Origin of the sequence: Kitasatospora sp. NPDC127121 (genome assembly GCF_042677305.1) — a bacterium.
Taxonomy (GTDB): Bacteria; Actinomycetota; Actinomycetes; order Streptomycetales; family Streptomycetaceae; genus Kitasatospora.
In genome coordinates this window covers 102,043-126,358 of sequence record NZ_JBHXTQ010000010.1, presented here as the reverse complement: position 1 = coordinate 126,358, position 24,316 = coordinate 102,043, and the positions used below count along the sequence as shown (strand labels likewise).

Sequence of the window (24,316 nt, the reverse complement as noted above, 5' to 3'; positions counted from 1 at the left end):
TTGTTGCTGAACGCTTACCGGCTCGCAGCGATCTTGTGCGTATACCGCGTGGCATGCTGATGCCTTTACAGCTCTGCCGAAGGGGGACGGCGGACGTCCGCACTCGGCTTGGCAAGGGGGGAAGACAGGCCCATGAGGCTCTGCTTTCTGGTGGAGGAGCACTACCGGCACGACGGCATGCCGCTCGACGTGGCACGCCAGCTCACCGCATGGGGGCACCGGGTGGACGTGCTGCGCCCCGGGGACTCGCTGATGGCGATATCCGAGGCGATCCGGGCCGGCAGCCACGACGCCTGGGTGCTCAAGACCGTCTCCGGCGGGCCCGGGCTCACCCTGCTGGACGCGGCCGCCGCCGTCGGCCTCACCACCGTCAACGACGTCCGCTCCATCCGCGGCGTCCGCGACAAGGCGCTCGCCTCCGTCATCGCCAGCACCCGCGGCCTGCCCGTCCCCGTCACCTACGCCACCGCCCGCTGGGAACGGCTCGCCGAGATCCCGGCCGCCGAGTACCCGCTCGTCGTCAAGCCCGCCGACGGCAGCTCCGGGCGGGCCGTCCGGCTCGTGCCCAGCCCCGACCACCTCCTCGACCTCGGTCCCGAACTCGCCGACGAGGGGCTGTTGATCGCCCAGCCCTACGTGCCCAACTCCGGCACCGACCTCAAGGTGTACTGCGTCGACGGCGAGCTCTTCGCGACGGAACGTTCCTCCCCGCTCCACCCCGGGCAGAGCGTACGCGAACGGCAGGTCCCGTTGCCCGGGGAGGTCGCGCGGATCGCGGCGCAGGTCGGCGAGGTGTTCGGGCTCGACCTGTACGGCGTCGACGTGCTGCTCGGGCCGGACGGGCCGGTGGTCGTCGACATCAACGACTTCCCGAGCTTCCGCCAGGTGCCGGACGCGGTCGCCAGGGTCGCCCGGGCGGTGCTGCGGCTCGCGCGCAGCGGGACGGCCGTGTCGGCGCCCGCGCCCGCACTGGTGCCGGCGGGTGGTGGCGCGGGGTACGGGCAACTGGGCTTCGGTGGTGGAGAGTTCGGCGGAGCCGGCTTTGACGGGGCCGGCTTGGGTGGGGCTGGCCTGGGCGGGGCGATATGAGGATCGGCCTGATCACCGCCAACCCCGGACACCCGGTGCTCGCGGCGACCGCCGCCCTGCTGGCGGACCGGCACGAGGTGACGATCGTCGACCCTGCTGGACCGGCAGGGCCGGCGCTCGCCGACGTCTATCTGCTCAAGGCCCACACCCGTCGATCCCTTTCACTCGCACAAGAGTTGGAGCGGCGCGGGGCGCCCGTCATCAACTCGGCCGCGGCCACCGAACTCTGCCAGGACCGGGTGCGGATGGCCGAACTCGCGCGCGCGGCCGACCTGCCCTTCGCGGCCACCCGCGACGCCGGGCGGCTCGCCGAACTCGCCGATCCCGCCTACCCGTTCGTCGTCAAGAGTCGGCACAGTCGGCGCCACGACCTGGTCGCCCGGGTCGACGGCCCGGCCCGGTTGCGTGAACTCGTCGCGCGCTGGCCCGACGAGCCCGTCGTCACCCAGCCGTTCGTCCCGGGGACCGGCTGGGACCAGAAGCTGTGGGTGATCGACCGGCAGGTGTTCGCGGCCCGGCGGCGGTCCGAACTCGCCGACAGCGTAGGGGAGTCGGGGCAGGGACAGGGCTGGGAACCGCCCGCCGACCGGGCCGCCCTCGCCCTGCGCGTCGGCGAGGTGTTCGGGCTCGACGTCTACGGCGTCGACCTGCTCGACGGGCCCGCCGAACCCGTCATCGTCGACGTCAACGCCTTCCCCGGCATCCGTGGCCGGCCCGGCGCGCCCGAGGCGCTCGCCGCCCTCGCCCTGCGCGTCGCGGCGGAGCGCGGGCGCGGGCGCGCAGGGGCGGGGCCGATAAGCGGGCAGCGGCGGGGCCGATAGGTCGGGCAGCGGGGCCGGGTGGGGTCGGCGGGCCCGGGGCGGGGTCGGCTGGCCGGGCGGGCCGTCGGGGTCGGGCGGGGTCGTTAGGCTGGTTACTCAGGGCCACCGGACCCGCGAAACCCCCGGGCACCCGGGCTGAACGGCGAGAGAAGACGGAACGTTGCTGCAGGACATCGAGCACTACCTGGCCTGCCCCCACTGCGCGCAGGCCCTCACCCGGCACGAGCGCGCCCTGCGCTGCCCCGCCGGCCACAGCTTCGACCTCGCCAAGCAGGGCTACGTCAGCCTCCTCGCCGGCGACGCCCACACCGGCACCGGCGACACCGCCGAGATGGTCGCCGCCCGTGCCGACTTCCTCGCCGCCGGCCACTACCGGCCCATCGCCGACGCCCTCGCCGAGGCCGCCGCGGCCGCCGACCCCGAAGGCCTCGTCGCCGACCTCGGCGCCGGCACCGGCCACTACCTGGCCCACGTCCTCGACGCCCTGCCCGGCCGCGTCGGCGCCGCCCTCGACATCTCCAAGTTCGCGCTGCGCCGCGCCGCCAAGGCCCACCCCCGGATCGGTGCCGTGGTCTGCGACGCCTGGCGGCCGCTGCCGCTGCGCGATGCCTCCGCCGGGCTGATGCTCAACGTCTTCGCCCCGCGCAACGGGCCCGAGATCCGCCGCGTGCTGCGCCCCGGCGCCACCCTGCTGCTGGTCTCGCCCACCGCCCGCCACCTGCGCGAACTCGTCGGCGCGCTGGGCCTGTTGTCGGTCGACGAGGAGAAGCAGCGGCGGATCGACGAGAAGCTCGGCCCCTACCTGACCCCTGCCGGGCAGCGGCAGGTCGAGTTCACCCTGCGGCTCGGCCCGGACGACGTGCGCACCGTCGTCGGCATGGGCCCCAGCGCCTGGCACACCGACCCGGACCGCCTGGCCGCCGCGCTCGCGGAGCTGCCGGACCCGGTCGAGGTGACCGCTTCCGTGACGGTGGCCGCCTACCGGCGCTGAACGTCGGGCGCGCGCGGGGTGTGGCCGCCACGTTGGGATGAATCTGCTGAGCAGGCACGTTTCTGCCGACCGGCCTGCGGCTAACGTCCGACGGGTGAACCGCGACGCCACCCGGCCCGCCGCGCCGGCCCACCCCCGACCGAGCGCCCCGGGGCCCGATCGGACATCCGTAACACGTCCCACCGTCGAGGAGCTCCGGCTCACCTCGTTCAAGTCCTACCGGCGCGCGGTCCTGCCGCTCGCGCCCCTCACCGTCCTGCACGGGCCCGCCGGCGTCGGCAAGTCCAACGCCCTCGACGCGCTGGCCGTGCTCTCCCGGCTCGCCCTCGGAGAGGAGATCGCCGACTCCTTCGACGGCCTGCCCGACCGCACCGGCCCCCTGGCCAAACCCGTCCGAGGCGGCCTGACCGGGTGCGTCCCGCACGGGCGCGACGCCGTCATCCTCGGCTGCACCGTCCGCTCCCCGCACGGCCGCATCCGGCTCGACGTCGTCGTCCGCACCGACGGCCCGGTGCGGATCGCCCGCGAATCGCTCACCCTGGACGGCCGCACCCTCGTCGACACCGGCGAACAGGACGTCCGCAAGCGGCGCGTCAACGTCTGCTGGCACAACGACACCCGCCAGGGCGACATCCGGGCGCCCTTCCCCAGCGGCACCATGATCACCGCGCAACTGCCGCTCCGGGTGGCCGGCTCCTCCCCGGGCGAACGGCAGGTCCTCGCCGCCACCGAGGACCTGCTCACCGCGCTGCGCGAGGTCTTCCCCGTCCACCCCGTCCCCGCCCTCATGCGCGGCTGGGCCCGGCCCGACCCGCAGGCCCGGCTGCGCAGCAACGCCGCCAACATCTCCGCCGTCCTCGCCCGGCTCGGCAACGAATGCCCGCGCCGCTACGGGCAGCTCCTGCGCGCCGTCCAGTCCGCCGCCCCGCACCCGCTGCTCGGACTCTCCCTCGCCCACCGCGGCAGCGGGCCCGACCAGCGGGTCCTCGCAGTGTTCGACGAAGGCGTCCTCGGGCGCACCGGGGCCGACCAGGCCTCCGACGGCATGCTGCGCCACCTCGCGTTCGCCGCGGTGCTGCTCACCGGGGCCGGGGTGCTCGACCTCGACGTGGCCGCCGAGGTGCCGTGGGCGCACCGGCAGCTCACCGTGCTCGCCGAGGACCTCGGAGCCGGGCTCGCCACCGAACAGACCGCCTCACTGCTACGGCTGGCCCGGGACATGTCCGGGCGCAACCAGCTGCGCGTCCTCGCCGCGCTTCAGGAGCCGGCCGCGGCGCGGGAGGCGCTCGGCGCGGCCGAACCGCGGTCGGGCGCGGCCGTGCTGGTCGAGTGCCGGCGCGACCCGGACTCGGGGCACACCGTGCTGCGGCCCGAGACGACCCGGGTGCCGGCCCAGTGCGGGCGCGGGGACGGCGCGGACCCGGGGGCGGACGAGGTGGACGGGTGAGGTAGACCTGGACGGGTGAACGAACGAGTGACGAGGCCGGGGGAACCGGCCGGGCCCACCGGGCCCACCGGGCCGACCTTGGAGGCCCTGCGGCAGCGGCTGGCGGACTTCGCGGCGGCCCGGCGCTGGGAGCCCTTCCACACGCCGAAGAACCTGGCGGCCGCGCTGAGCGTGGAGGCCGGCGAACTGCTGGAGATCTTCCAGTGGTTGACGCCCGAGCAGGCGGCCGCGGTGATGTCCGAGCCGGAGCGGGCCCACCGGGTGCGGGACGAGGTCGCGGACGTCCTCGCGTACCTGGTGCAGTTCTGCACGGTGGTCGGGGTGGATCCGCTGGAGGCCCTCGCGGCCAAGATCGAGCGGAACGAGCTCCGCTTCCCGGTGCCGGACGGACCGGCGGACGCCGACCCGGACGGGGCGGGTGTCAACCCGGACGTGGACGAATAACCCTTGTGAGGGACGGGAGTTATCCACAGCCCCGGACTTGTCCACAGCTTTCCCGATGACGGATGCGGCCTCGCCGACTTCGCCGCACGCTTTCGCCGTGACCACCTGACCGCCCCTCCGGCGGTCGTGGTCCCACGGCGACAGCGAGCGGAAGGAGTGGCGGCCATGGAGGCGCTGCGACTGATCAAGAGGGCCCGGCACGCCCTGGCCGAGGCCAGGCACGTACCGGATGTGCTGGCCGAGGCGCGGCAGGCCGCGCTGCTCACCGAGGCGGTGGGGGCCAGGCTGGCGGAGCTGGACGACGACGAGCTCACCGGGCTGGGGCAGCAGCTGTCCGAGGCCGCGGCGCACGCGGCGGTCTGCCTGGAACGCTCGGTCGTCAGGGCCGCCGTGCTGAGCGGCGGCCGGGCCGGGCGGCTCACCGAACTCGGCGAGCTGGCACCGACCTTGGGTGCGCTGGACGGGCTGCTGCGGGACGTCGGGGAGACGCTGGTGGTGCTGGCCTGCGGGGCCGACACCGAGAGCCTCTACTGGACGTGCATCGACGGCGTGGACGCGGTGTCGGAGTGCAAGGACCTGGCTGGGCGGCTGTGGAAGACGGCGGGCAGGTTGGAGGAAGAGGAGGGCGCGGTGCTCGGCGGGGCGCCGGCCGAGCGGGGCTCGCCCTTACTCGTGGTCCGGCTCGGCCCGCCGGACGAGGGCGGGCCGAAAGGGGAGGAGCAGGCGCCGGACTATCGGGTGCCTGGCGTGGCGGGAGCGTCGGAGGAGGTGTCCGTACCGGTGGGATAGGTGGCCGGGCCGTCCTCCCGGATGCCGGAGGACTGCAACTCGGCGAGATCCGCGGACACCGAGGCGAGCAGTTCCTGCATCTGTTCCAGCAGGCTCTTCTGCGCGGCGGGCCCGGACGAGGTACCGGCTGCCGAGCCCGCCGGGTTGCTCGGGAGCTGCGGCGTGGCAGTTGGTTGGGACATGACGGGACCTCTTCGGATCGGTAGTGCGGCGTGAAGCGGCGGGGCCCGCCCCCCGCCGCAAGCCGGAGCACGCACTCGGGGTCCGGAGCCCGAGTCGGCTCCGGACCCCGAGTGTGTGGTCCCGCAGGTCAGTTGTGGGCGTGCAGGTCGGCGTTGAGGCCGCCCCAGGAGCCGGAGCGGGCGATGACCTCGACGGCGCCGGTCTGCGAGTTGCGGCGGAACAGCAGGTTGTCCTGGCCGGACAGCTCGACGGCCTTGGCCACGGTGCCGTCCGGGGTGGTGACCCGGGTGCCGGCGGTGACGTAGAGGCCGGCCTCGATGACGCAGTCGCTGCCGAGCGAGATGCCGATGCCGGCGTTGGCGCCGAGCAGGCAGCGCTCGCCGACCGAGACGACCTGCTTGCCGCCGCCGGAGAGGGTGCCCATGATCGAGGCGCCGCCGCCGATGTCGCTGTGGTCGCCGACGACGACGCCCGCGCTGATCCGGCCCTCGACCATGGAGGTGCCGAGGGTGCCGGCGTTGAAGTTGACGAAGCCCTCGTGCATCACGGTGGTGCCGACGGCCAGGTGGGCGCCGAGGCGGACGCGGTCGGCGTGGGCGATGCGCACGCCGGACGGGGCGACGTAGTCGGTCATCCGCGGGAACTTGTCGATGCCGTACACGGCGAGCTGGCCGCCCTGGGCGCGGACCGCGAGGCGGGCCTGCTCGACCGTGTCCACCGGGACGGGGCCGATGCTGGTCCACGCGACGTTGGCGAGCAGTCCGAAGACGCCGTCCAGGTTCTGGCCGTGCGGCTTGACCAGGCGGTGGCTGAGCAGGTGCAGGCGCAGGTACACGTCGTGGGTGTCGAGCGGCTTCTCGTCGAGCGAGGCGATGGTGGTGCGCACGGCGACCACCTCGACGCCGCGGCGCGCGTCGGCGCGCAGCGCCTCGGCGGCGCCGGCGCCGAGTTCGGCCTCGGCCTGCTCGGCGGTCAGGCGGACGGTGCCGGCCGGGCCGGGCTCGGCGGCCAGGGCGGGGGCGGGGAACCAGGTGTCGAGGACGGTGCCGTCGGCGGCGATGGTGGCCAGGCCGGCGGCCACGGCCCCGTTCGGGAGGGAGGTCGATTCAGCAGTCACACCGTGCACGTTAACCAATGCGGGGCTCCGCTGCCGAACACGCCCGTCGTGCGGACGCGGCCGCCGGTCGGCAGGCCCCCGCCGTGCGTACACGGCCGCCGGCGGGCCGCGGCGGACGGCCGCCGCACCGGGAAACCCGGTGTTCAGCGGAGGTTTGCTCGGTGATACTCGGGCAGGTGTTCATGTCGATCTCCACCACCGGCAGCGTCGAGGGCCCGGCCACCGATCTCGGCTTCCTGCTGCACAAGCACCCGGGCAAGGTCCAGCGGTTCGCGACGTCGCACGGCGAGGCGCACGTCTTCTACCCCGATGCGGGCGACGACGTCTGCACGGCGGCGCTGCTGCTGGACGTCGATCCGATCGCGCTGGTCCGCAAGGGCCGGGGCAAGGGGCGCGGCGGTTCGCCGGACTTCGCGCTCGCCCAGTACGTCAACGACCGCCCGTACGCGGCGTCCTCGCTGCTCGCGGTGGCGCTTCGGACGGTGTTCCGGTCCGCGATGAAGGGCGACTGCCCGGCCCGGCCGGGGCTGGCGGAGCGCCCGCGCCCGCTGCGGATCACGCTGCCCGCGGTGCCCGCGAACGGCGCGGGCGAGGGCGGTGGCCCGGCGATGGCGCTCCGGCTGTTCGAGCCGCTGGGCTGGCGGGTCGAGGCGGTGGCGCTCCCGCTGGACGAGGCGTTCCCGGAGTGGGGCGAGTCCCGGTACGTGCGGCTCACGCTGGTCTCGGACGCCGTGCGGCTTGCCGACGCGCTTCAGCAGCTGTACGTGCTGCTGCCGGTGCTGGACGGCGCCAAGCACTACTGGGTCGCCCCGGACGAGGTGGACAAGCTGCTCGCCGCCGGCGAGGGCTGGCTGGCCGCCCACCCGGAGCGCGCCCTGATCACCCGCCGCTACCTGTCCCGGAGCCGGGCGCTGACCCGGGTGGCGCTGGAGCGTCTGGAGCTGGCCCGGCTGGCGGAGGCGGACGACCGGGAGCCCGAGGAGGTCGACAACGCGGTCGACGACCGGCCGGAGGAGCAGGCTGAGGCCGCCGGGGCGACATCGGAGCCCAGGCCGCCGTCCCTCGCCGGGCAGCGCCGCGCCGCGATCCTCGCCGCCCTGCGGGAGGTGGGCGCGGCCCGCGTCGCCGATCTCGGCTGCGGCCGGGGCGAGTTGATCGGCGAACTGCTGAAGGACGCCCGGTTCACCGAGGTGCTCGGCGTGGACGTGTCTGTGCGGGCGTTGCAGGCGGCGGCCCGCGGATTGCGCCTGGACCGGATGCCGGAGCGGCAGGCGGCCCGGGTGACGCTGGCGCAGGGTGCGCTGACGTACACGGACACCCGGTTGAAGGGCTTCGACGCGGCGGTGCTGTGCGAGGTGGTCGAGCACCTGGACCTGCCCAGGCTGCCCGCCCTGGAGTACGCGGTGTTCGGCGCGGCCCGGCCGGGGGCGGTGGTCGTCACCACGCCGAACGCCGAGTACAACGTCCGTTGGGAGAGCCTGCCGGCGGGCGCTGTCCGGCACGCCGACCACCGCTTCGAGTGGTCGCGCGCCGAGTTCCGCGCGTGGGCCGAGCGGGTCGCGGCCGCGTTCGGTTACACGGTGGTGCTGCGCCCGGTGGGGCCGGAGGACGGGGAGGTCGGCGCGCCGACCCAGCTGGCCCTGTTCCGCCTCGGCACCGGCCCTGCCGAGCAGACTCCGCCCGAGCAGACCACGACCGGCACCACCCGGACCGCGCAGACCCCGACCGACCGGACCCCGACCGACCCGGCGCCCGAAGGAGGCGAATCCCGATGACCGACGAAGCGACCCCGACGCCCGAGCAGCACCAGCACCAGGAACACGACCAGGAGTACGACCAGGAACTGCCCCAGGACCACCCCGCCCCCCGCCGCCTCCCCGTCACCGACGTCTCCCTCGTCGTCCTGATCGGCACCAGCGGCGCCGGCAAGTCGACCTTCGCCCGCCGCCACTTCCTGCCCACCCAGGTCGTCTCCTCCGACTTCTGCCGCGGCCTGGTCGCCGACGACGAGAACGACCAGGCGGCCTCCGTCGAGGCCTTCGACGTCCTGCACTACATCGTCGGCAAGCGCCTCGCGGCCGGCCGGCTGACCGTCGTGGACGCCACCAACGTCCAGCCCGAGGCACGCCACCAGCTGGTGCGGATCGCCCGCGAGCACGACGTGCTGCCGATCGCGATCGTGCTGGACGTCCCGCCGGGCGTGTGCGCCGAGCGCAACCGCTCCCGCGCGGACCGCCAGCTGCCGGCCCACGTCGTCCCGCGTCAGCACCGCGAGCTGCGCCGTTCCCTGCGCGGCCTGGAGCGCGAGGGCTTCCGCAAGGTGCACGTGCTGCGCGGCGAGGCCGAGGTGGCGGCGGCCGAGGTGGAGCTGGAGAAGCGCTACAACGACCTGCGTCACCTGACCGGCCCGTTCGACATCGTCGGCGACATCCACGGCTGCCGCTCCGAGCTGGAGACCCTGCTGACCCGCCTCGGCTACACGCTGACCCGGGACGCCGGGGGCCGGCCGGTGGACGCGGTGCCGCCGGCGGGCCGTACCGCCGTGTTCGTCGGGGACCTGGTCGACCGCGGCCCGGACACGCCGGGTGTGCTGCGCCTGGTGATGGGCATGGTCGCGGCCGGGCACGCGCTGTGCGTGCCCGGCAACCACGAGAACAAGCTGGGCCGGGCGCTGGACGGCAAGAAGGTCAACGTCGCCTACGGCCTGCAGGAGTCGCTGGATCAGCTGGCCGGCGAGTCCGAGGAGTTCCGGGCCGAGGCGCGGGAGTTCATGCGCGGCCTGGTGAGCCACTACCTGCTGGACGGCGGCGCGCTGGTGGTCTGCCACGCCGGTCTGCCGGAGCGCTACCACGGCCGCAACTCGGGCCGGGTGCGCTCGCACGCGCTGTACGGGGAGACCACCGGCGAGACCGACGAGTACGGCCTGCCGGTGCGCTACCCGTGGGCGGAGGAGTACCGGGGCAAGGCGCTGGTGGTGTACGGCCACACACCGGTGCCGTCGGCGAGCTTCGTCAACAACACCGTCTGCCTGGACACCGGTTGCGTGTTCGGCGGCACCCTGACGGCGCTGCGCTACCCGGAGCGGGAGCTGGTGAGCGTGCCGGCCGAGCGGGAGTGGTACGCGCCGGTGCGCCCGCTGGCCACGGACGCGCCGGGCGCCCGCGAGGGCCGTCCGCTGGATCTCGCGGACGTGGCGGGCCGCCGGATCGTCGAGACCGGGCTGCACGGGCGGGTCGCCGTCCGGGAGGAGAACGCGGCGGCGGCGCTGGAGGTGATGAGCCGCTTCGCGCTGGACCCGCGGCTGCTGGCGTACCTGCCGCCGACCATGGCGCCGAGCGCGGCCTCCCGCCGGGACGGCTTCCTGGAGCACCCGCAGGAGGCGTTCGCCGCCTACCGCGCGGACGGCGTGCGGCACCTGGTGTGCGAGGAGAAGCACATGGGCTCCCGCGCGGTGGTGCTGGTCGCCCGGGACGACGCGGCGCTGGAGCGGCGCTTCGGCGTGGCCGGTCCGGGCGCGATCTGGACCAGGACGGGCCGGGCGTTCCTCGCCGACGACGGCCTGACCGCGGCCCTGCTGGGCCGGGTACGGGCGGCCGCCGAGCGCTCGGGGCTGTTCGACGAGCTGGGCACCGGCTGGCTGCTGTTGGACGCCGAGCTGATGCCCTGGTCGCTGAAGGCCGTGGAACTGCTGCGCCGCCAGTACGCTGCGGTCGGCACTGCGGCGGGCGCCGCCCTGCCGGAGGCGCTGGCGGCCCTGGAGCGGGCGGCCGGTCGCGGGCTGGACCTGGCGGAGCTGACCGCCAAGCAGCGGCGGCGCGCGGCCGACGCGCAGGCGTTCACCGAGGCGTACCGGCGGTACTGCTGGCCGACCGAGGGGCTGTCGGGCGTGCGGCTGGCGCCGTTCCAGGTGCTGGCCGCCGAGGGGGCGAACCTCGCGGTGCGCCCGCACGACGAGCACCTGGCCTGGATCGACCGCCTGGTCGCGGCCGACGAAGCGCCGGCCGAAGCCGCGCCCGAGACGGTGCCCGAGACGGCGCCCGAAGCGGACGGTGACCGGGCACCGGTCCTGCACCGCACCGGCCGCCTCCTGGTGGACACCGAGGACGAGGCCTCGGTGGCGGCCGCCACGGCCTGGTGGGAGGAGCTGACGGCGGCGGGCGGCGAGGGCATGGTGGTCAAACCGCTGGCCTCGGTGGTGCGCACGAAGCGGGGCGGGGGCCGTCCGGGCGGGTTGGTGCAGCCGGGGGTGAAGGTGCGCGGCCGGGAGTACCTGCGGATCATCTACGGCCCGGACTACACCGAGTACCTGGACCGGCTGCGCGAGCGGTCGCTGGGCCACAAGCGCTCGCTGGCGCTGCGCGAGTACGCGCTGGGCCTGGAGGCGCTGGACCGGCTGGCGGCCGGCGAGCCGCTGTGGCGGGTGCACGAGCCGGTGTTCGCGGTGCTCGCGCTGGAGTCCGAGCCGGTCGATCCGCGCCTGTAGGCCGGCCGGGCGCAGAGGGTGCCCGCGCCTTTAGACCGACCGGGCGTCGAGGGGGCCACGGCTGTAGGCCGGTCGGGTGTCGAGGGGGAGTCCGCGGCGGGGCTCCCCCTCTCCCACCCCCGCTGTGTATAGAAATTCCGAGTGTCGTATAGACTTGCTACTTTCCCGTACGCCCCGTCATCCCAGGAGCCCGGTATGGCCTTCAACCTCCGGAACAGGCACTTCCTCAAGGAGCTCGACTTCACGCCCCAGGAGTTCCGCTTCCTGGTGGACCTCGCCGCCGGACTCAAGGCGGCCAAGTATGCGGGCACCGAGCAGCCCCGGCTGCGCGGGAAGAACATCGCGCTGATCTTCGAGAAGACCTCCACCCGCACCCGCTGCGCCTTCGAGGTCGCCGCCCACGACCAGGGCGCCACCACCACCTACCTGGACCCGTCCGGTTCGCAGATCGGCCACAAGGAGTCCATCCGGGACACCGCACGGGTGCTCGGCCGGATGTTCGACGGCATCGAGTACCGCGGCCACGGCCAGGAGATTGTCGAGGAGCTGGCGGCGAACGCCGGCGTCCCGGTCTGGAACGGTCTCACCGACGAGTGGCACCCCACCCAGATGCTGGCCGACGTCCTCACCATCACCGAGCACAGCACCAAGCCGCTGACCGGGACCGCCCTCGCGTACCTCGGCGACGCCCGCTCCAACATGGGTAACTCGCTGCTGGTCACCGGCGCCCTGCTCGGCATGGACGTCCGGATCGTCGCCCCGCGCTCCCTCTGGCCGGTCGAGGAGGTCCGGGAGGCGGCCGAGATGCTGGCCGAGGCGACCGGCGCCCGGATCACCCTCACCGAGGACGTGGCCGAGGGCGTGGCCGACGTGGACTTCCTCTACACCGATGTCTGGGTCTCGATGGGCGAGCCCAAGGAGGTCTGGGCCGAGCGGATCGAGTTGCTCAAGCCCTACCAGGTGTCGATGGACACCGTCCGGGCCACCGGTAACCCGGCCGTGAAGTTCCTGCACTGCCTGCCCGCGTTCCACGACCTCGGCACGGTGCTCGGGCGGCAGATGTACGAGGCGACCGGCATGACCGAGCTGGAGTGCACCGACGAGCTGTTCGAGTCGGCGCACTCCGTCGTGTTCGACCAGGCCGAGAACCGCCTGCACACCATCAAGGCGGTCCTGGTCGCCACCCTCGGCTCCTGAGGCGGAAGCTCACTTCTCCAGCTTGACGCAGGCCGCCCGGTCGCCCGCCGCGTGCGGGCCGGTCGGGGTGCCCGCGTGCATCACCAGTGAGCGGGCCTCGCCCGGCCGCGGCTGCCAGGGCACCGAGGCCGTCGCGGTGCCCTCGCCGTGCTCGTCGGTGTGCAGCGCCAGCCGCAGTTCGTTGCGCCCGTTGGCGTACGCCGGGTCGGTGGACGGCTGCACCGGGTCCACGGCGTCCTGGTAGTGCGGTCCGGACGAGGCCGGGTCGGCCCCGCAGGAGCCGGTGTGCAGGTGGACCGGGAACTCGTGGTCGGGGGCGAGCCCGGTGACGGTCATGGTGAGCACCGTCCGCCCCGCGGTGGAGCGGTCGGTGACGATCCGGGTGTGCGCGCCGTACGGCACGAGGTCGTCCGCGTAGCTGACGGCGGTCGGCGGGACGAAGGCCGTCGCGGGGTCGAAGGCGGCCTCGACGACGGAGACCGGCGAGGCGGCGGAGCCCGACGAGGCAGCGGCGACCGACGGGGCGGCGGCACCCGACGAGGCGGCGGCGGGGGCGAGCAGGGCCAGCGGCAGCAGTGCGGCGGCGAGCGGAGCGGCGGCGAGCGGAGCGGACATCAAGGGGCCTTCCAGGGGCAGGGCGACGGACACCCTGCTCAACGGCGCCGGGCGCCGGCGGACACCCTCGAACGGGCCTGGAGGCGCACGGGCCGCGCGGGCGCGCCTCTGCTCGTCCCGTCGCCGACCGGCGGTTCCGGTGGTGAGCTGGTGTGAGCCGGTGGTGGGCCGATGCCGAGTCGACACTGGGCCGGTGCCGAGCCGGCAGTGCTGCCGTTGCCGCCCGCCGCCGCCCGAAAGGCCGCTGACCTGCGCTTTTGCCGACCCAGGCATGCCTGCGGTGGTGAAGGTGACGGCATGCACTATGGTTTATCTCGACATCGAGATAACTGCCCCATAGGATATATCTCGACATCAAGATACTTGCCGAGCGGAGCTCGCCGGCGATGCGGGCAAGGTAAGCCTAAGTAAGGCTGACCTTACCACCGTGGCGGCCGGATACCGCACGAAGCACCCAGAAGGAGTCAGTCGTGTCCGCGAACAGCTTCGACGCCCGCAGCTCGCTGCAGGTGGGCGACGAGTCGTACGAGATCTTCAAGCTCTCCGCCGTCGAGGGTTCCGAGCGGCTGCCGTACAGCCTCAAGGTGCTGCTGGAGAACCTGCTCCGCACGGAGGACGGCGCGAACATCACCGCCGACCACATCCGCGCGCTCGGCAACTGGGACGCCAGTGCCCAGCCGAGCCAGGAGATCCAGTTCACCCCGGCCCGCGTGATCATGCAGGACTTCACCGGTGTGCCGTGCGTGGTCGACCTCGCCACCATGCGTGAGGCCGTCAAGGAGCTGGGCGGCGACCCGGCCAAGATCAACCCGCTGGCCCCGGCCGAGCTGGTCATCGACCACTCCGTCATCGCCGACAAGTTCGGCACCCCGGACGCCTTCGTCCAGAACGTCGAGATCGAGTATGGTCGCAACAAGGAGCGCTACCAGTTCCTGCGCTGGGGCCAGACCGCCTTCGACGAGTTCAAGGTCGTCCCGCCCGGCACCGGCATCGTCCACCAGGTGAACATCGAGCACCTGGCCCGCACCATCATGGTCCGCGGCGGCCAGGCTTACCCGGACACCTGCGTCGGCACCGACTCGCACACCACCATGGTCAACGGCCTGGGCGTGCTGGGCTGGGGCGTCGGCGGCATCGAGGCCGAGGCCGCGATGCTGGGCCAGCCGGTCTCCATGCTGATCCCGCGCGTGGTCGGCTTCAAGCTCAACGGCCAGCTGCCGGCCGGCACCACCGCCACCGACCTGGTGCTCACCATCACCGAGATGCTGCGCAAGCACGGTGTGGTCGGCAAGTTCGTCGAGTTCTACGGCGAGGGCGTCTCCGCGATCCCGCTGGCCAACCGCGCCACCATCGGCAACATGTCGCCGGAGTTCGGCTCGACCTGTGCGATCTTCCCGATCGACGCCGAGACCATCAACTACCTCAAGCTCACCGGCCGCGACGAGCAGCAGCTCGCCCTGGTCGAGGCGTACGCCAAGGAGCAGGGCCTCTGGCACGACCCGTCGGTCGAGCCGGTCTTCTCCGAGTACCTGGAGCTGGACGTCTCCACCGTCGTCCCGTCGATCTCCGGCCCGAAGCGCCCGCAGGACCGCGTCGTCCTGGCCGAGGCCGCCACCCGGTTCGCCGAGGCGCTGCCGACCTACTCCGCCGAGGCCTCGAAGCCGACCGCCGTCACCGCCCCCGACGGGTCGACGTACGAGATCGACAACGGCGCGGTCGTGATCGCCTCGATCACCTCCTGCACCAACACCTCCAACCCCTCCGTCATGCTGGGCGCCGCCCTGCTGGCGAAGAAGGCCGTGGAGAAGGGCCTCACGGTCAAGCCGTGGGTCAAGACCACCCTGGCCCCCGGGTCCAAGGTCGTCATGGACTACTACGAGAAGGCCGGCCTGCTCCCGTACATGGAGAAGCTGGGCTTCAACCTGGTCGGCTACGGCTGCGTCACCTGCATCGGCAACTCGGGCCCGCTGCCCGAGGAGGTCTCGGCCGCCGTCAACGAGGCCGACCTGGCGGTCGTCTCGGTGCTCTCCGGCAACCGCAACTTCGAGGGCCGGATCAACCCGGACGTGAAGATGAACTACCTGGCCTCGCCGCCGCTGGTGGTCGCCTACGCCCTGGCCGGCAACATGAACATCGACATCACCCGCGACGCCCTGGGTCAGGACGCCGACGGCAACGACGTCTTCCTCGCCGACATCTGGCCGTCGGAGCGGGAGGTGGCGGACACCGTCGCCGGCTCCATCGACGAGGCGATGTTCGACAAGGGCTACCAGGACGTCTTCGCCGGTGACTACCGCTGGCAGTCGCTCCCCGTCCCGACCGGCAACACCTTCGAGTGGGACGCCGAGTCCACCTACGTCCGCAAGCCCCCGTACTTCGAGGGCATGGCCAAGACCCCGAGCCCGGTGACCGACATCGCCGGCGCCCGTGTCCTGGCCAAGCTGGGCGACTCGGTCACCACCGACCACATCTCCCCGGCCGGCAACATCAAGCCGGGCACCCCGGCGGCGCAGTACCTGACCGCCAACGGTGTCGAGAAGCGCGACTTCAACTCCTACGGCTCGCGCCGCGGCAACCACGAGGTGATGATCCGCGGCACCTTCGCCAACATCCGTCTGCGCAACCAGATCGCGCCGGGCACCGAGGGCGGCTACACCCGCGACTTCACCCAGGCCGACGGCCCGGTGTCGTTCATCTACGACGCCTCGCAGAACTACCAGGCCGCCGGCACCCCGCTGGTCGTCCTGGCCGGCAAGGAGTACGGCTCCGGCTCGTCCCGCGACTGGGCCGCCAAGGGCACCGCGCTGCTGGGCGTCAAGGCCGTCATCGCCGAGTCGTACGAGCGCATCCACCGCTCGAACCTGATCGGCATGGGCGTCCTGCCGCTGCAGTTCCCGGAGGGCCAGACCGCCGAGTCCCTCGGCCTGACCGGCGAGGAGACCTTCTCCTTCACCGGCGTGACCGAGCTCAACGAGGGCCGCACCCCGAAGACCGTCAAGGTCAAGGCCGGTGACAAGGAGTTCGACGCGGTCGTCCGCATCGACACCCCCGGTGAGGCGGACTACTACCGCAACGGCGGCATCCTGCAGTACGTGCTGCGCTCGCTCATCGGCTGAACCGAGTTCTAGTTCCGGGGGCTGAGCGCCCCGGTGGCTGAGAGGCCGGACCGCATCGCGCGGTCCGGCCTCTTTTGCATGCTGCCTCTCCTGAGCCCTGCCCCTTGTGCGGTGTGCCGCGATGGACTAAACCTCTATCCCATCTGGTCCAGACCATTTGACGATCATTCAGAGAACAGGTCCGGTATGCCCATTCGCGCCTCAGCCCTGCTCGCCGCCGCCACCGTCGCCGCGCTGCTCGCCGCCCCCGCCACCGCCAACGCCGCCGACGGCGGGCACGGCCCGAAGCTGAAGGGCCAGCGGGTCGGCTACTTCACCCAGTGGGGCGCCGACAGCTCCGCCAAGCGCGTCCAGGACTCCGGCCAGGCCGGGAAGCTCACCGTCGTCAACTACGCCTTCGGCAACGTCTCCGCCGACGGCACCTGCTTCGAGACCAACGACGCAGGCCAGGGCGACGCCCGCAACGACTACCAGCGCGCCTTCTCCGCCGCCGACTCGGTCGACGGCGTGGCCGACACCCCGGGCCAGAAGCTGAAGGGCCACTTCAACCAGCTGCGCAAGCTCAAGGCGAAGAACCCGCAGCTGCGCACGGTCATCTCGCTCGGCGGCTGGAGCTGGTCCAAGTACTTCTCCGACGCGGCCGCCACCGACGCCGCGCGCAAGAAGTTCGTCTCCTCCTGCATCGGCCTCTACCTCAAGGGCGACGTGCCGGTCCTGCCCGGCTCCCCGGAGGGCGGCGCCGGCGCGGCCGCGGGCGTCTTCGACGGCATCGACATCGACTGGGAGTACCCGGGCGGCGGCGGGGACGCGGGCAACGTGGTCCGCCCCGAGGACGGGCGCAACTTCACCCTGCTGATGCAGGAGTTCCGCCGCCAGCTCGACGACTTCGGCAAGAAGGGCGGCAAGAAGGGCGACAAGGGCCGGCACTACCTGCTGACCGCCGCCGTCGCCGCCAACGAGACCGTCGCCGACCGGCTCGAACTGCCCGAGCTGAGCGAGTCGGTGGACTGGCTCAACCTGATGACCTACGACCTGCACGGCCCCTGGGAGGGCAAGGGCCCGGCCAACCACCAGGCCAACCTCTACTCCGACCCGGCCGACCCCGACGCCCGCCGGCGCAGCGCCGACACGGCCGTCGACCACTACCAGGAGCGCGGCCTGCCCGCCGAGCAGATCGTGCTCGGCGCCCCGCTGTACGGCCACGGCTGGACGGGCGTCGCACCCGGCAAGCGCGGCGGCCTCTACCAGAGCGCCACCGCCGCCGCCCCCGACCTCTCCTACCGGGAGGTCAACGCGCTGCCCGGCAAGGTGTACGTGGACCGCGACCACGGCGCGTCCTGGAAGTACGACGGGACCACCTTCTACAGCTACGACACCGCCGAGGTGCTCACCCAGAAGGCGCGGTACGTGCGCTGGAACGACCTGGGCGGCGTGATGGTCTGGTCGCTGGACGGCGACGACGCCCAGGGCAGCGCGATCGCCGCCCTGGACCGCGGCCTGCGCCGCGACTGACGCCCCGACGCGAAGGGGCGCCCCGACGCGAAGGGGCCCGCCGTGTCCGCACGGCGGGCCCCTTCACGCCTGTGTCAGGCCCGGTCGCAGGCCTGCGCCCGCAGCGCGCGGGCCAGGTCGTCGCGGCACTCCAGGACCAGGCGGCGCAGCGCCGGCGCGGCCTGCGGGTGGCCGTCCAGCCAGGCGTCGGCCTCGGCCAGGGTCTGCTCGCTGGTCTGCGCGCGCGGGAAGAACCCGCTGACGATCCGCATCGCGATCTCGATGGTCCGCTCGGCCCAGACCCGTTCCAGCAGCTTGAAGTAGGGCGCCGCGTAGAGCGCGGTCAGGTCGCGGTGGGCGGGCAGCGCGAAGCCCGCGATCTGGGCCTCGACCAGGGCGTTCGGCAGTTCGTCGGAGTCGACCACGGCCGACCAGGCGGCGGCCTTGGCCTCCGCGGTGGGCCGGGCGGCCAGGCACTGGGTGTACTGGCGCTTGCCGCTGGCGGTGTTGTCGGCGGCCAGCTCCCCGGCCAGTTCCTCGTCGCCGGCCTGGCCGGCGGCGGCCAGCGCCAGCCACAGCGACCAGCGCAGCTCCTGGTCGACGTCCAGGCCGTCGATCCGGGCGCTGCCGGCCAGCAGGCCGCGGACCAGGCCGAGGTGCTCGGCGCCGCCCGCGGTCTGGGCGAGGAAGCGGGCCCAGGCCAGCTGGTGGTCGCTGCCGGGGACGGCCTCGCGCAGTTCGCGCAGGGCGCCGTCGGCCAGCTGGCGGCCGCCCTCGCCGCGCCAGGCCGGGTCGGCGTACAGGTCGACGGCGGTCTTGGCCTGGGCGTGCAGCGACTGCAGCACGCCGATGTTGCCTTCCTGGCCGGCGAAGCGCAGCACCAGGGCGACGTAGTCGCGGGCCGGCATCAGGCCGTCCCGGGTGAGGTTCCAGACGGCGGACCAGGCGAGTGCCCGGGCCAGCTCGTCGTGGATGTCGCCGAGGCCGGTGCGCAGGGTCTCCAGGGACTCGGAGTCGAAGCGGATCTTGCAGTAGGTGAGGTCGTCGTCGTTGAGCAGCACCAGCGCGGGGCGGGGGCGGCCGGCGGCCTCGGCGACGACGGTGCGGTTGCCGGTGACGTCGAGCTCGATCCGCTCGGTGCGCACCAGGGAGCCGTCGGCGTCCCGGTCGTAGAGGCCGATCGCGATCCGGTGCGGGCGCAGCACCGTCCCGTCCTGGAGGACGGCGAGTTCGGTGATCCGGCCCTCGGCGTCGGTGGTCACCTGCGGGGTGAGCGAGTCGACCCCGGCGGTCTGCAGCCAGGCGGCGGCCCAGGCCTTGAGGTCGCGGCCGCTGGTCTCCTCCAGGACGCCCAGCAGGTCGCCGAGTTCGGTGTTGCCGAAGGCGTGGCGCTTGAAGTAGCGGCGGGCGCCCTCGAAGAAGGCCTCGGAGCCGACGTAGGCGACCAGCTGCTTGAGGACGGCGGCGCCCTTGGCGTAGGTGATGCCGTCGAAGTTGAGCTTGGCGTCCTCGAGGTCGCGGATGTCGGCGGTGATCGGGTGGGTGGTGGGGAGCTGGTCCTGCCGGTAGGCCCAGGCCTTGCGCTGGTTGGCGAAGGTGACCCAGGCGGAGGAGTACCGGGTGCGGGCGCCGATCAGGCCGTAGGAGCCCATGAAGTCGGCGAAGGACTCCTTCAGCCACAGGTCGTCCCACCAGCGCATGGTGACCAGGTCGCCGAACCACATGTGCGCCATCTCGTGCAGGATGACGTTGGCGCGGCCCTCGTAGGCGGCGTCGGTGACCTTCGAGCGGAAGACGAACTCCTCGCGGAAGGTGACGCAGCCGGGGTTCTCCATGGCGCCGATGTTGTACTCGGGGACGAACGCCTGGTCGTACTTGCCGAAGGGGTACGGGTAGTCGAACTCCTCGTGGAAGAAGTCGAGTCCGAGCTTGGTGACGCCGAGGATCTCGTCCGCGTCGAAGTACTGGGCGAGGGACTTGCGGCACATCGCGGAGAGCGGGATCTCCAGGGTGGTGCCGTCGGCGAGTCCGCGGCTGTAGTGGTCGCGGGCGACGTGGTAGGGGCCGGCCACGACGGCGGTGAGGTAGCTGGAGATCGGCTGGGTCGGCGCGAACTCCCAGGTGCGGGCGGCGCCTTCCTCGGTGACCTTGTCGTGGACGGCGTTGGACCAGACGTCCCAGGCGGCGGGGGCGGTCACGGTGAAGCCGAACGGGGCCTTCAGGTCGGGCTGTTCGAAGGTCGCGAAGACCCGGCGGGCGTCGGCCGGCTCGTAGTGGGTGTAGAGGTACGTCTCGCCGTCCACCGGGTCGGTGAAGCGGTGCAGGCCCTCGCCGGTGCGGCTGTAGGCGCAGTCCGCCTCGACGGTGAGGACGTTCTCGGCGGCGAGGCCGTCGACGTGCACCCGGGCGCCGTCGTAGGCGGTGGCCGGGTCGATCGCGCGGCCGTTGAGGGTGACGGCGTGGACGGCGGGGGCGAGCAGGTCGAGGAAGGTGGCGGCGCCGGGCCGGGAGCAGCGGAACGTGACGGTGGTGGTGGAGCGGAAGGTGGCGGCCGCCGGATCGGGGGCGGAGGTCACGTCCAGCCGGACCTGGTAGCCCTCCACGGCCAGGATGCTGGCCCGCTGCTGCGCTTCGTCGCGGCTCAGGTTCTTGCCCGGCACGGCGGTACTCCTTTGTCCGGCTCGCACGGTGGTGCGTCTGTGGGTGGTGCGGTCTCGGCGCGCGGTGTGCCGCGCTCCGCAGGGGCATCCTTTCACGCCCTCCCTCGCCGGTACCATTGCACAGGCCGTCCCGGCGGGGCCGGAATCAGCGGCGGCGGGCGGGTGTTGACGGGTCGGGGTGGCACGCCTGCCTGCCTCGTCATCACCTCACGAAGGACGACAGCCGTGACGACTGCCGCTGAGCGCAAGACCGCCGACTTCTGGTTCGACCCGGCCTGCCCGTGGGCGTGGATGACGTCCCGCTGGCTGATCGAGGTGCAGCAGTTGCGTCCGGTGGACGTGAACTGGCACGTGATGAGCCTGTCGGTGCTGAACGAGGACCGCGACCTCCCGGAGAACTACCGCGAGCTGCTGGACAACGCCTGGGGCGCGGTGCGGGTGTGCATAGCGGCCGCCCGGCAGCACGGCGACGAGGTGCTGGGCCGGCTCTACACCGAGCTGGGCCTGCGCTTCCACAACCAGGGCCTGCCGCAGAACCGGGAGACGGTCGAGGCGGCGCTGGTGGCCGCCGGGCTGCCCGCGGAGCTGGCGGACGCGGCCGACACGGACGCGTACGACGAGGCCCTGCGCGCCTCGCACAAGGAGGGCATCACCCTGGTCGGCGAGGACGTCGGCACCCCGGTGATCGCGGTGGAGGGCGTGGACGGTGAGCGGGTCGCCTTCTTCGGCCCGGTGGTCACCCCGGCCCCGAAGGGCGAGGCCGCGGCCCGGCTCTGGGACGGCACCCTGCTGGTGGCCTCCACCCCGGGCTTCTACGAGATCAAGCGGACCCGTACGGCGGGCCCGTCCTTCGAGTAGCGCGGGGCGCGCGAAGGGCCCGGTACCGCGGCTGGCGGTACCGGGCCCTCGTGCGTTCCGGGGTCAGCGGGCGGCGGCCGCGTCCCGCCGCTGCTTGACCAGGCCGGCGGCGCTCAGCAGCGCGACCAGCACCCCGGCCGCGTACAGCTGCTGCCGGTTGCCCTCGGTGGTGGTCATCAGGGCGAGGATGCCGGCCACGGCGGCCATCGCGATCCAGGTCAGGTAGGGGTAGCCCCACATCTTCACGGTGAGCAGTTCGGGCGCCTCGCGCTCCAGCCGGCGGCGCATCCGCAGCTGGACGAGGCAGATGAACAGCCAGACGACCAGGATGGCCACGCCGGTGGTGTTCATCAGCCAGGTGAAGACGGTCTCCGGCCAGAACTTGGCGGCCAGCACGGCGCCGAAGCCGAACAGGCAGGAGGCCAGCACGGCCCGGCGCGGCACCCCGCCGGAGACCTTGGCCAGCGCCCGGGGGCCCTGGCCGCGGCCGACCAGCGAGTACGCCATCCGGGAGGCGCCGTAGATGTTGGCGTTCATCGCGGAGAGCAGCGCGATCAGCACCACCACCTCCATGATCGTCCCGGCGCCGGTCACCCCGAGGTGCCGCAGCACGGTGACGTACGGGCCGTCGGTGACCACCGCCGGGTCCTTCCAGGAGACCAGGGTGACGACCAGGGCCATCGAGCCGATGTAGAAGATCGCGATCCGCCACACCGCCGTGCGCACCGCGTTGGCGACGTTCTTGCGGGGGTCGTCGGACTCGGCGGCGGCGATGGTGACGGTCTCCAGCCCGCCGTAGGCGAAGACGGAGGCGAGCAGGCCGACGATCAGCCCGCTGACCCCGGTGGGCAGGAAGCCGCCCTGGCCGGTCAGGTTGGTCGCGCCGGGGGCGCCGGGGCCGATCACTCCGGCGATGCCGAGGCCGCCGAGGACCAGGAAGGCGATGATCGCGGCGACCTTGATGGCGGCGAACCAGAACTCGAACTCGCCGAAGTTCTTCACCGCGGTCAGGTTGCTGGCGCAGAAGAAGACCATGAACAGGCCGACCCAGACCCAGGAGGAGACGCCCGGCACCCAGCCGTTGACGATCTTCCCGGCGGCGGTGGCCTCGGCGGCGACGCCGCAGCACAGCATCACCCAGTACATCCAGCCGGCCGTGATCCCGGCCCAGGGGCCGATCTCCTTCTCGGCGTGCACCGAGAACGATCCGGAGGCGGGGCGGGCGGCCGACATCTCGCCGAGCATCCGCATGATCAGCATGACCAGCAGGCCGGAGAGGGTGAACGCCAGGATGATCGCCGGACCGGCGGCCGCGATGCCGGCGCCGGAGCCGACGAACAGGCCCGCGCCGATCACCCCGCCCAGCGCGATCATCGACAGGTGGCGCTGCTTGAGGCCGTGCGCGAGCTGCTGGCCGGTGGCCGGGGCACCGTCGGCGTCGGTGGTCCCGGACGCCTTGGGCGCGGAGGTGGGGGCCATAGGGCTGGATCCAGACTGTGCGGAATGCGGCATGAGCTGTCCAATATCCGGCGACACCTCTGTTCATGCCAAGAGCGGGGACCTCAGGCCCACCATGCGGACCACGCGGTGACGAGGCGGGGTCGACCGGTGACACAGCGTCGTTATGGGCTGAAATGGGCCGGTTCCGACAACGGCCGAGGGCGGGGCTTTGTCCGAAACCGTGGCGGTGGCGTAGTGGATCACCACGTAGGTTCACAGGTGTTCACTCACCTGAGCACCCCACAGGAGACCCCCGATGGCCACTGCCACCACCCCGATACCGCGCCGCGCCGTCCTCGCCGACCTGCTGCCCGCCGCCACCACTCGCCTCGGCGCCCAGGCCCGCGACCTGGCCCTGGTGGCCGGCGGCGCCGCCCTGACCGGCGTGGCCGCCCAGCTGTCGGTGAACGTCCCCGGCTCGCCGGTGCCGGTCACCGGCCAGACCTTCGCCGCCCTGCTGGTCGGTACCGCGCTCGGCGCCCGCCGCGGCATCGCCTCGCTCGCCCTCTACCTGCTGGCCGGCCTGGCGGGGATGCCCTGGTTCGCCGAGGGCACCTCCGGCTGGACGATGCCCTCGCTCGGTTACGTGCTCGGCTTCGTCCTGGCGGCCGGCCTGACCGGCGAGCTGGCCCGCCGCGGCGCCGACCGGAGCCCGGTGAACACCGCCGTCACCATGGTCCTCGGCAGCCTCGCCATCTACGCGGTCGGCGTCCCGTACCTGGCCCTGTCGCTGCACGTCCCGCTCGCCCGGGCGGCCGAGCTCGGCCTCTACCCGTACCTGGTCGGCGACGCCCTGAAGGCCGTCCTCGCGGCCGGCGCCCTGCCGCTGGTCTGGAAGCTCGCCGCGAAGCGGTGAGCCCCCTGCCGGGCCCGGGCGCACGCGCATGCCACACTCATGGCATGCGCGTGTACCTGGGCTCAGACCATGCCGGATACGAACTGAAGAACCACCTCGTGGAGTGGCTCAAGGAGGCCGGCCACGAGCCGGTCGACTGCGGGCCGCACATCTACGACGCCGAGGACGACTACCCGCCGTTCTGCCTGCGCGCCGCCGAGCGCACCGCCGCCGACCCGGAGGCGCTGGGCGTCGTCATCGGCGGCTCGGGCAACGGTGAGGCGATCGCCGCCAACAAGGTCAAGGGCGTGCGGGCGGCGCTGGCCTGGAGCGAGCAGACCGCCGGGCTCGGCCGCGAGCACAACAACGCCAACGTGGTCTCCGTCGGCGGCCGCATGCACACGCTGGAGGAGGCCACCAAGTTCGTCGAGGTCTTCCTCAACACCCCCTACAGCGGCGAGCCGCGGCACACCCGCCGGATCGAGATGCTGAGCGAGTACGAGACCACCGGCGAGCTCCCGCCGATCCCGGCCCACCACCCGCAGGGCTGATCCCTCCCCCCGTCCACCCCCCGTGGGGGGGGCCGCCCCCCCCCCCCCCCCCCCCCCCCCCGCCCCCGCCCCCCCCCGCGGCGACGGGCCTGATATACAAAAACGCAAACCCCCCGGAGTGGAGGGTGT

19 protein-coding genes are annotated in these 24,316 nt (G+C 73.0%); 14 read left to right on the top strand and 5 right to left on the bottom strand.

Annotation, left to right across the window (positions count from 1 at the left end; all coding sequences use genetic code 11):
* Positions 1-132: 132 nt before the first annotated feature.
* From ACFVHI_RS08590 to ACFVHI_RS08565, 6 genes are all read left to right on the top strand, one after another.
* Positions 133-1,089, top strand: a complete 957-nt coding sequence (locus ACFVHI_RS08590) for a RimK family alpha-L-glutamate ligase (protein ID WP_380336968.1) — start codon at positions 133-135, stop codon at positions 1,087-1,089.
* A complete protein-coding gene (locus ACFVHI_RS08585; RefSeq protein ID WP_380336965.1) occupies positions 1,086-1,910 on the top strand; it encodes a RimK family alpha-L-glutamate ligase in 825 nt (274 codons plus the stop codon). Before ACFVHI_RS08590 ends, ACFVHI_RS08585 begins: the two co-directional genes overlap by 4 nt.
* A gap of 160 nt (positions 1,911-2,070) precedes the next feature.
* Positions 2,071-2,901 (top strand): putative RNA methyltransferase, encoded by an 831-nt coding sequence (locus ACFVHI_RS08580; protein WP_380336962.1) that lies wholly within the window; start codon positions 2,071-2,073, stop codon positions 2,899-2,901.
* Positions 2,902-2,995: 94 nt separating this feature from the next.
* Positions 2,996-4,348, top strand: coding sequence for an AAA family ATPase (locus ACFVHI_RS08575; RefSeq protein WP_380336959.1), 1,353 nt, complete (start codon positions 2,996-2,998; stop codon positions 4,346-4,348).
* A 78-nt stretch (positions 4,349-4,426) separates the two neighbouring features.
* Positions 4,427-4,792 (top strand): nucleotide pyrophosphohydrolase, encoded by a 366-nt coding sequence (locus ACFVHI_RS08570; protein WP_380336988.1) that lies wholly within the window; start codon positions 4,427-4,429, stop codon positions 4,790-4,792.
* A 165-nt stretch (positions 4,793-4,957) separates the two neighbouring features.
* On the top strand, positions 4,958-5,581 hold the full coding sequence (locus tag ACFVHI_RS08565) for a DUF6099 family protein (RefSeq protein ID WP_380336956.1): 624 nt from the start codon (positions 4,958-4,960) through the stop codon (positions 5,579-5,581).
* Here the strand turns inward: ACFVHI_RS08565 and ACFVHI_RS08560 are convergent.
* Both ACFVHI_RS08560 and dapD read right to left on the bottom strand, forming a co-directional pair.
* A complete protein-coding gene (locus tag ACFVHI_RS08560; protein WP_380336954.1) occupies positions 5,524-5,763 on the bottom strand; it encodes a hypothetical protein in 240 nt (79 codons plus the stop codon). The genes ACFVHI_RS08565 and ACFVHI_RS08560 overlap by 58 nt on opposite strands.
* A gap of 128 nt (positions 5,764-5,891) precedes the next feature.
* A complete protein-coding gene (dapD, locus tag ACFVHI_RS08555) occupies positions 5,892-6,881 on the bottom strand; it encodes a 2,3,4,5-tetrahydropyridine-2,6-dicarboxylate N-succinyltransferase (RefSeq protein ID WP_063347584.1) in 990 nt (329 codons plus the stop codon).
* Positions 6,882-7,057: 176 nt separating this feature from the next.
* Between dapD and ACFVHI_RS08550 the strand changes: the two genes are divergently transcribed.
* The 3 genes from ACFVHI_RS08550 (at position 7,058) to argF (ending at position 12,561) form a co-directional block, all read left to right on the top strand.
* Positions 7,058-8,656 carry a 3' terminal RNA ribose 2'-O-methyltransferase Hen1 gene (locus ACFVHI_RS08550; RefSeq protein WP_380336986.1) on the top strand — a complete coding sequence of 533 codons (1,599 nt, stop codon included), beginning with the start codon at positions 7,058-7,060 and terminating at the stop codon, positions 8,654-8,656.
* Positions 8,653-11,364, top strand: coding sequence for a polynucleotide kinase-phosphatase (locus ACFVHI_RS08545; protein ID WP_380336951.1), 2,712 nt, complete (start codon positions 8,653-8,655; stop codon positions 11,362-11,364). The genes ACFVHI_RS08550 and ACFVHI_RS08545 overlap by 4 nt, the downstream gene beginning before the upstream one ends.
* A gap of 195 nt (positions 11,365-11,559) precedes the next feature.
* Positions 11,560-12,561 (top strand): ornithine carbamoyltransferase, encoded by a 1,002-nt coding sequence (gene argF, locus ACFVHI_RS08540; RefSeq protein ID WP_063347583.1) that lies wholly within the window; start codon positions 11,560-11,562, stop codon positions 12,559-12,561.
* A 9-nt stretch (positions 12,562-12,570) separates the two neighbouring features.
* On the opposite strand, the gene ACFVHI_RS08535 is transcribed toward argF, so the two are convergent.
* Complete coding sequence (locus tag ACFVHI_RS08535) at positions 12,571-13,176, bottom strand: superoxide dismutase family protein (RefSeq protein WP_380336947.1); 606 nt, start codon at positions 13,174-13,176, stop codon at positions 12,571-12,573.
* Positions 13,177-13,646: 470 nt separating this feature from the next.
* Between ACFVHI_RS08535 and acnA the strand changes: the two genes are divergently transcribed.
* Together acnA and ACFVHI_RS08525 are read left to right on the top strand one after the other, a co-directional pair.
* Positions 13,647-16,292 (top strand): aconitate hydratase AcnA, encoded by a 2,646-nt coding sequence (acnA, locus tag ACFVHI_RS08530; protein WP_380336945.1) that lies wholly within the window; start codon positions 13,647-13,649, stop codon positions 16,290-16,292.
* A gap of 186 nt (positions 16,293-16,478) precedes the next feature.
* Positions 16,479-17,804 (top strand): glycoside hydrolase family 18 protein, encoded by a 1,326-nt coding sequence (locus tag ACFVHI_RS08525; protein ID WP_380336942.1) that lies wholly within the window; start codon positions 16,479-16,481, stop codon positions 17,802-17,804.
* A 74-nt stretch (positions 17,805-17,878) separates the two neighbouring features.
* Here the strand turns inward: ACFVHI_RS08525 and pepN are convergent, their stop codons facing one another.
* Positions 17,879-20,443, bottom strand: coding sequence for an aminopeptidase N (gene pepN / locus ACFVHI_RS08520; RefSeq protein ID WP_380336939.1), 2,565 nt, complete (start codon positions 20,441-20,443; stop codon positions 17,879-17,881).
* A 225-nt stretch (positions 20,444-20,668) separates the two neighbouring features.
* Here pepN and ACFVHI_RS08515 point away from each other — a divergent pair, with 225 nt between their 5' ends.
* On the top strand, positions 20,669-21,301 hold the full coding sequence (locus ACFVHI_RS08515; protein WP_380336936.1) for a DsbA family protein: 633 nt from the start codon (positions 20,669-20,671) through the stop codon (positions 21,299-21,301).
* Between the two features lie 63 nt (positions 21,302-21,364).
* On the opposite strand, the gene ACFVHI_RS08510 is transcribed toward ACFVHI_RS08515, so the two are convergent.
* Positions 21,365-22,780, bottom strand: coding sequence for an amino acid permease (locus ACFVHI_RS08510; protein ID WP_380336934.1), 1,416 nt, complete (start codon positions 22,778-22,780; stop codon positions 21,365-21,367).
* A gap of 277 nt (positions 22,781-23,057) precedes the next feature.
* Here ACFVHI_RS08510 and ACFVHI_RS08505 point away from each other — a divergent pair, with 277 nt between their 5' ends.
* Together ACFVHI_RS08505 and ACFVHI_RS08500 are read left to right on the top strand one after the other, a co-directional pair.
* A complete protein-coding gene (locus ACFVHI_RS08505) occupies positions 23,058-23,657 on the top strand; it encodes a biotin transporter BioY (RefSeq protein WP_063347576.1) in 600 nt (199 codons plus the stop codon).
* Between the two features lie 44 nt (positions 23,658-23,701).
* Complete coding sequence (locus ACFVHI_RS08500) at positions 23,702-24,187, top strand: ribose-5-phosphate isomerase (RefSeq protein ID WP_063347575.1); 486 nt, start codon at positions 23,702-23,704, stop codon at positions 24,185-24,187.
* Positions 24,188-24,316: the final 129 nt, after the last annotated feature.

Excerpts from the sequence above, each read along its gene's own strand:
- ACFVHI_RS08500 (WP_063347575.1), top strand. The coding sequence starts at position 23,702 with ATGCGCGTGTACCTGGGCTCAGACCATGCCGGATACGAACTGAAGAAC.
- argF (WP_063347583.1), top strand. The coding sequence starts at position 11,560 with ATGGCCTTCAACCTCCGGAACAGGCACTTCCTCAAGGAGCTCGACTTC.
- ACFVHI_RS08525 (WP_380336942.1), top strand. The coding sequence starts at position 16,479 with ATGCCCATTCGCGCCTCAGCCCTGCTCGCCGCCGCCACCGTCGCCGCG.
- ACFVHI_RS08565 (WP_380336956.1), top strand. The coding sequence starts at position 4,958 with ATGGAGGCGCTGCGACTGATCAAGAGGGCCCGGCACGCCCTGGCCGAG.
- ACFVHI_RS08590 (WP_380336968.1), top strand. The coding sequence starts at position 133 with ATGAGGCTCTGCTTTCTGGTGGAGGAGCACTACCGGCACGACGGCATG.
- ACFVHI_RS08510 (WP_380336934.1), bottom strand. The coding sequence starts at position 22,780 with ATGGCCCCCACCTCCGCGCCCAAGGCGTCCGGGACCACCGACGCCGAC.
- ACFVHI_RS08545 (WP_380336951.1), top strand. The coding sequence starts at position 8,653 with ATGACCGACGAAGCGACCCCGACGCCCGAGCAGCACCAGCACCAGGAA.
- ACFVHI_RS08585 (WP_380336965.1), top strand. The coding sequence starts at position 1,086 with ATGAGGATCGGCCTGATCACCGCCAACCCCGGACACCCGGTGCTCGCG.
- ACFVHI_RS08505 (WP_063347576.1), top strand. The coding sequence starts at position 23,058 with ATGGCCACTGCCACCACCCCGATACCGCGCCGCGCCGTCCTCGCCGAC.
- ACFVHI_RS08535 (WP_380336947.1), bottom strand. The coding sequence starts at position 13,176 with ATGTCCGCTCCGCTCGCCGCCGCTCCGCTCGCCGCCGCACTGCTGCCG.
- ACFVHI_RS08560 (WP_380336954.1), bottom strand. The coding sequence starts at position 5,763 with ATGTCCCAACCAACTGCCACGCCGCAGCTCCCGAGCAACCCGGCGGGC.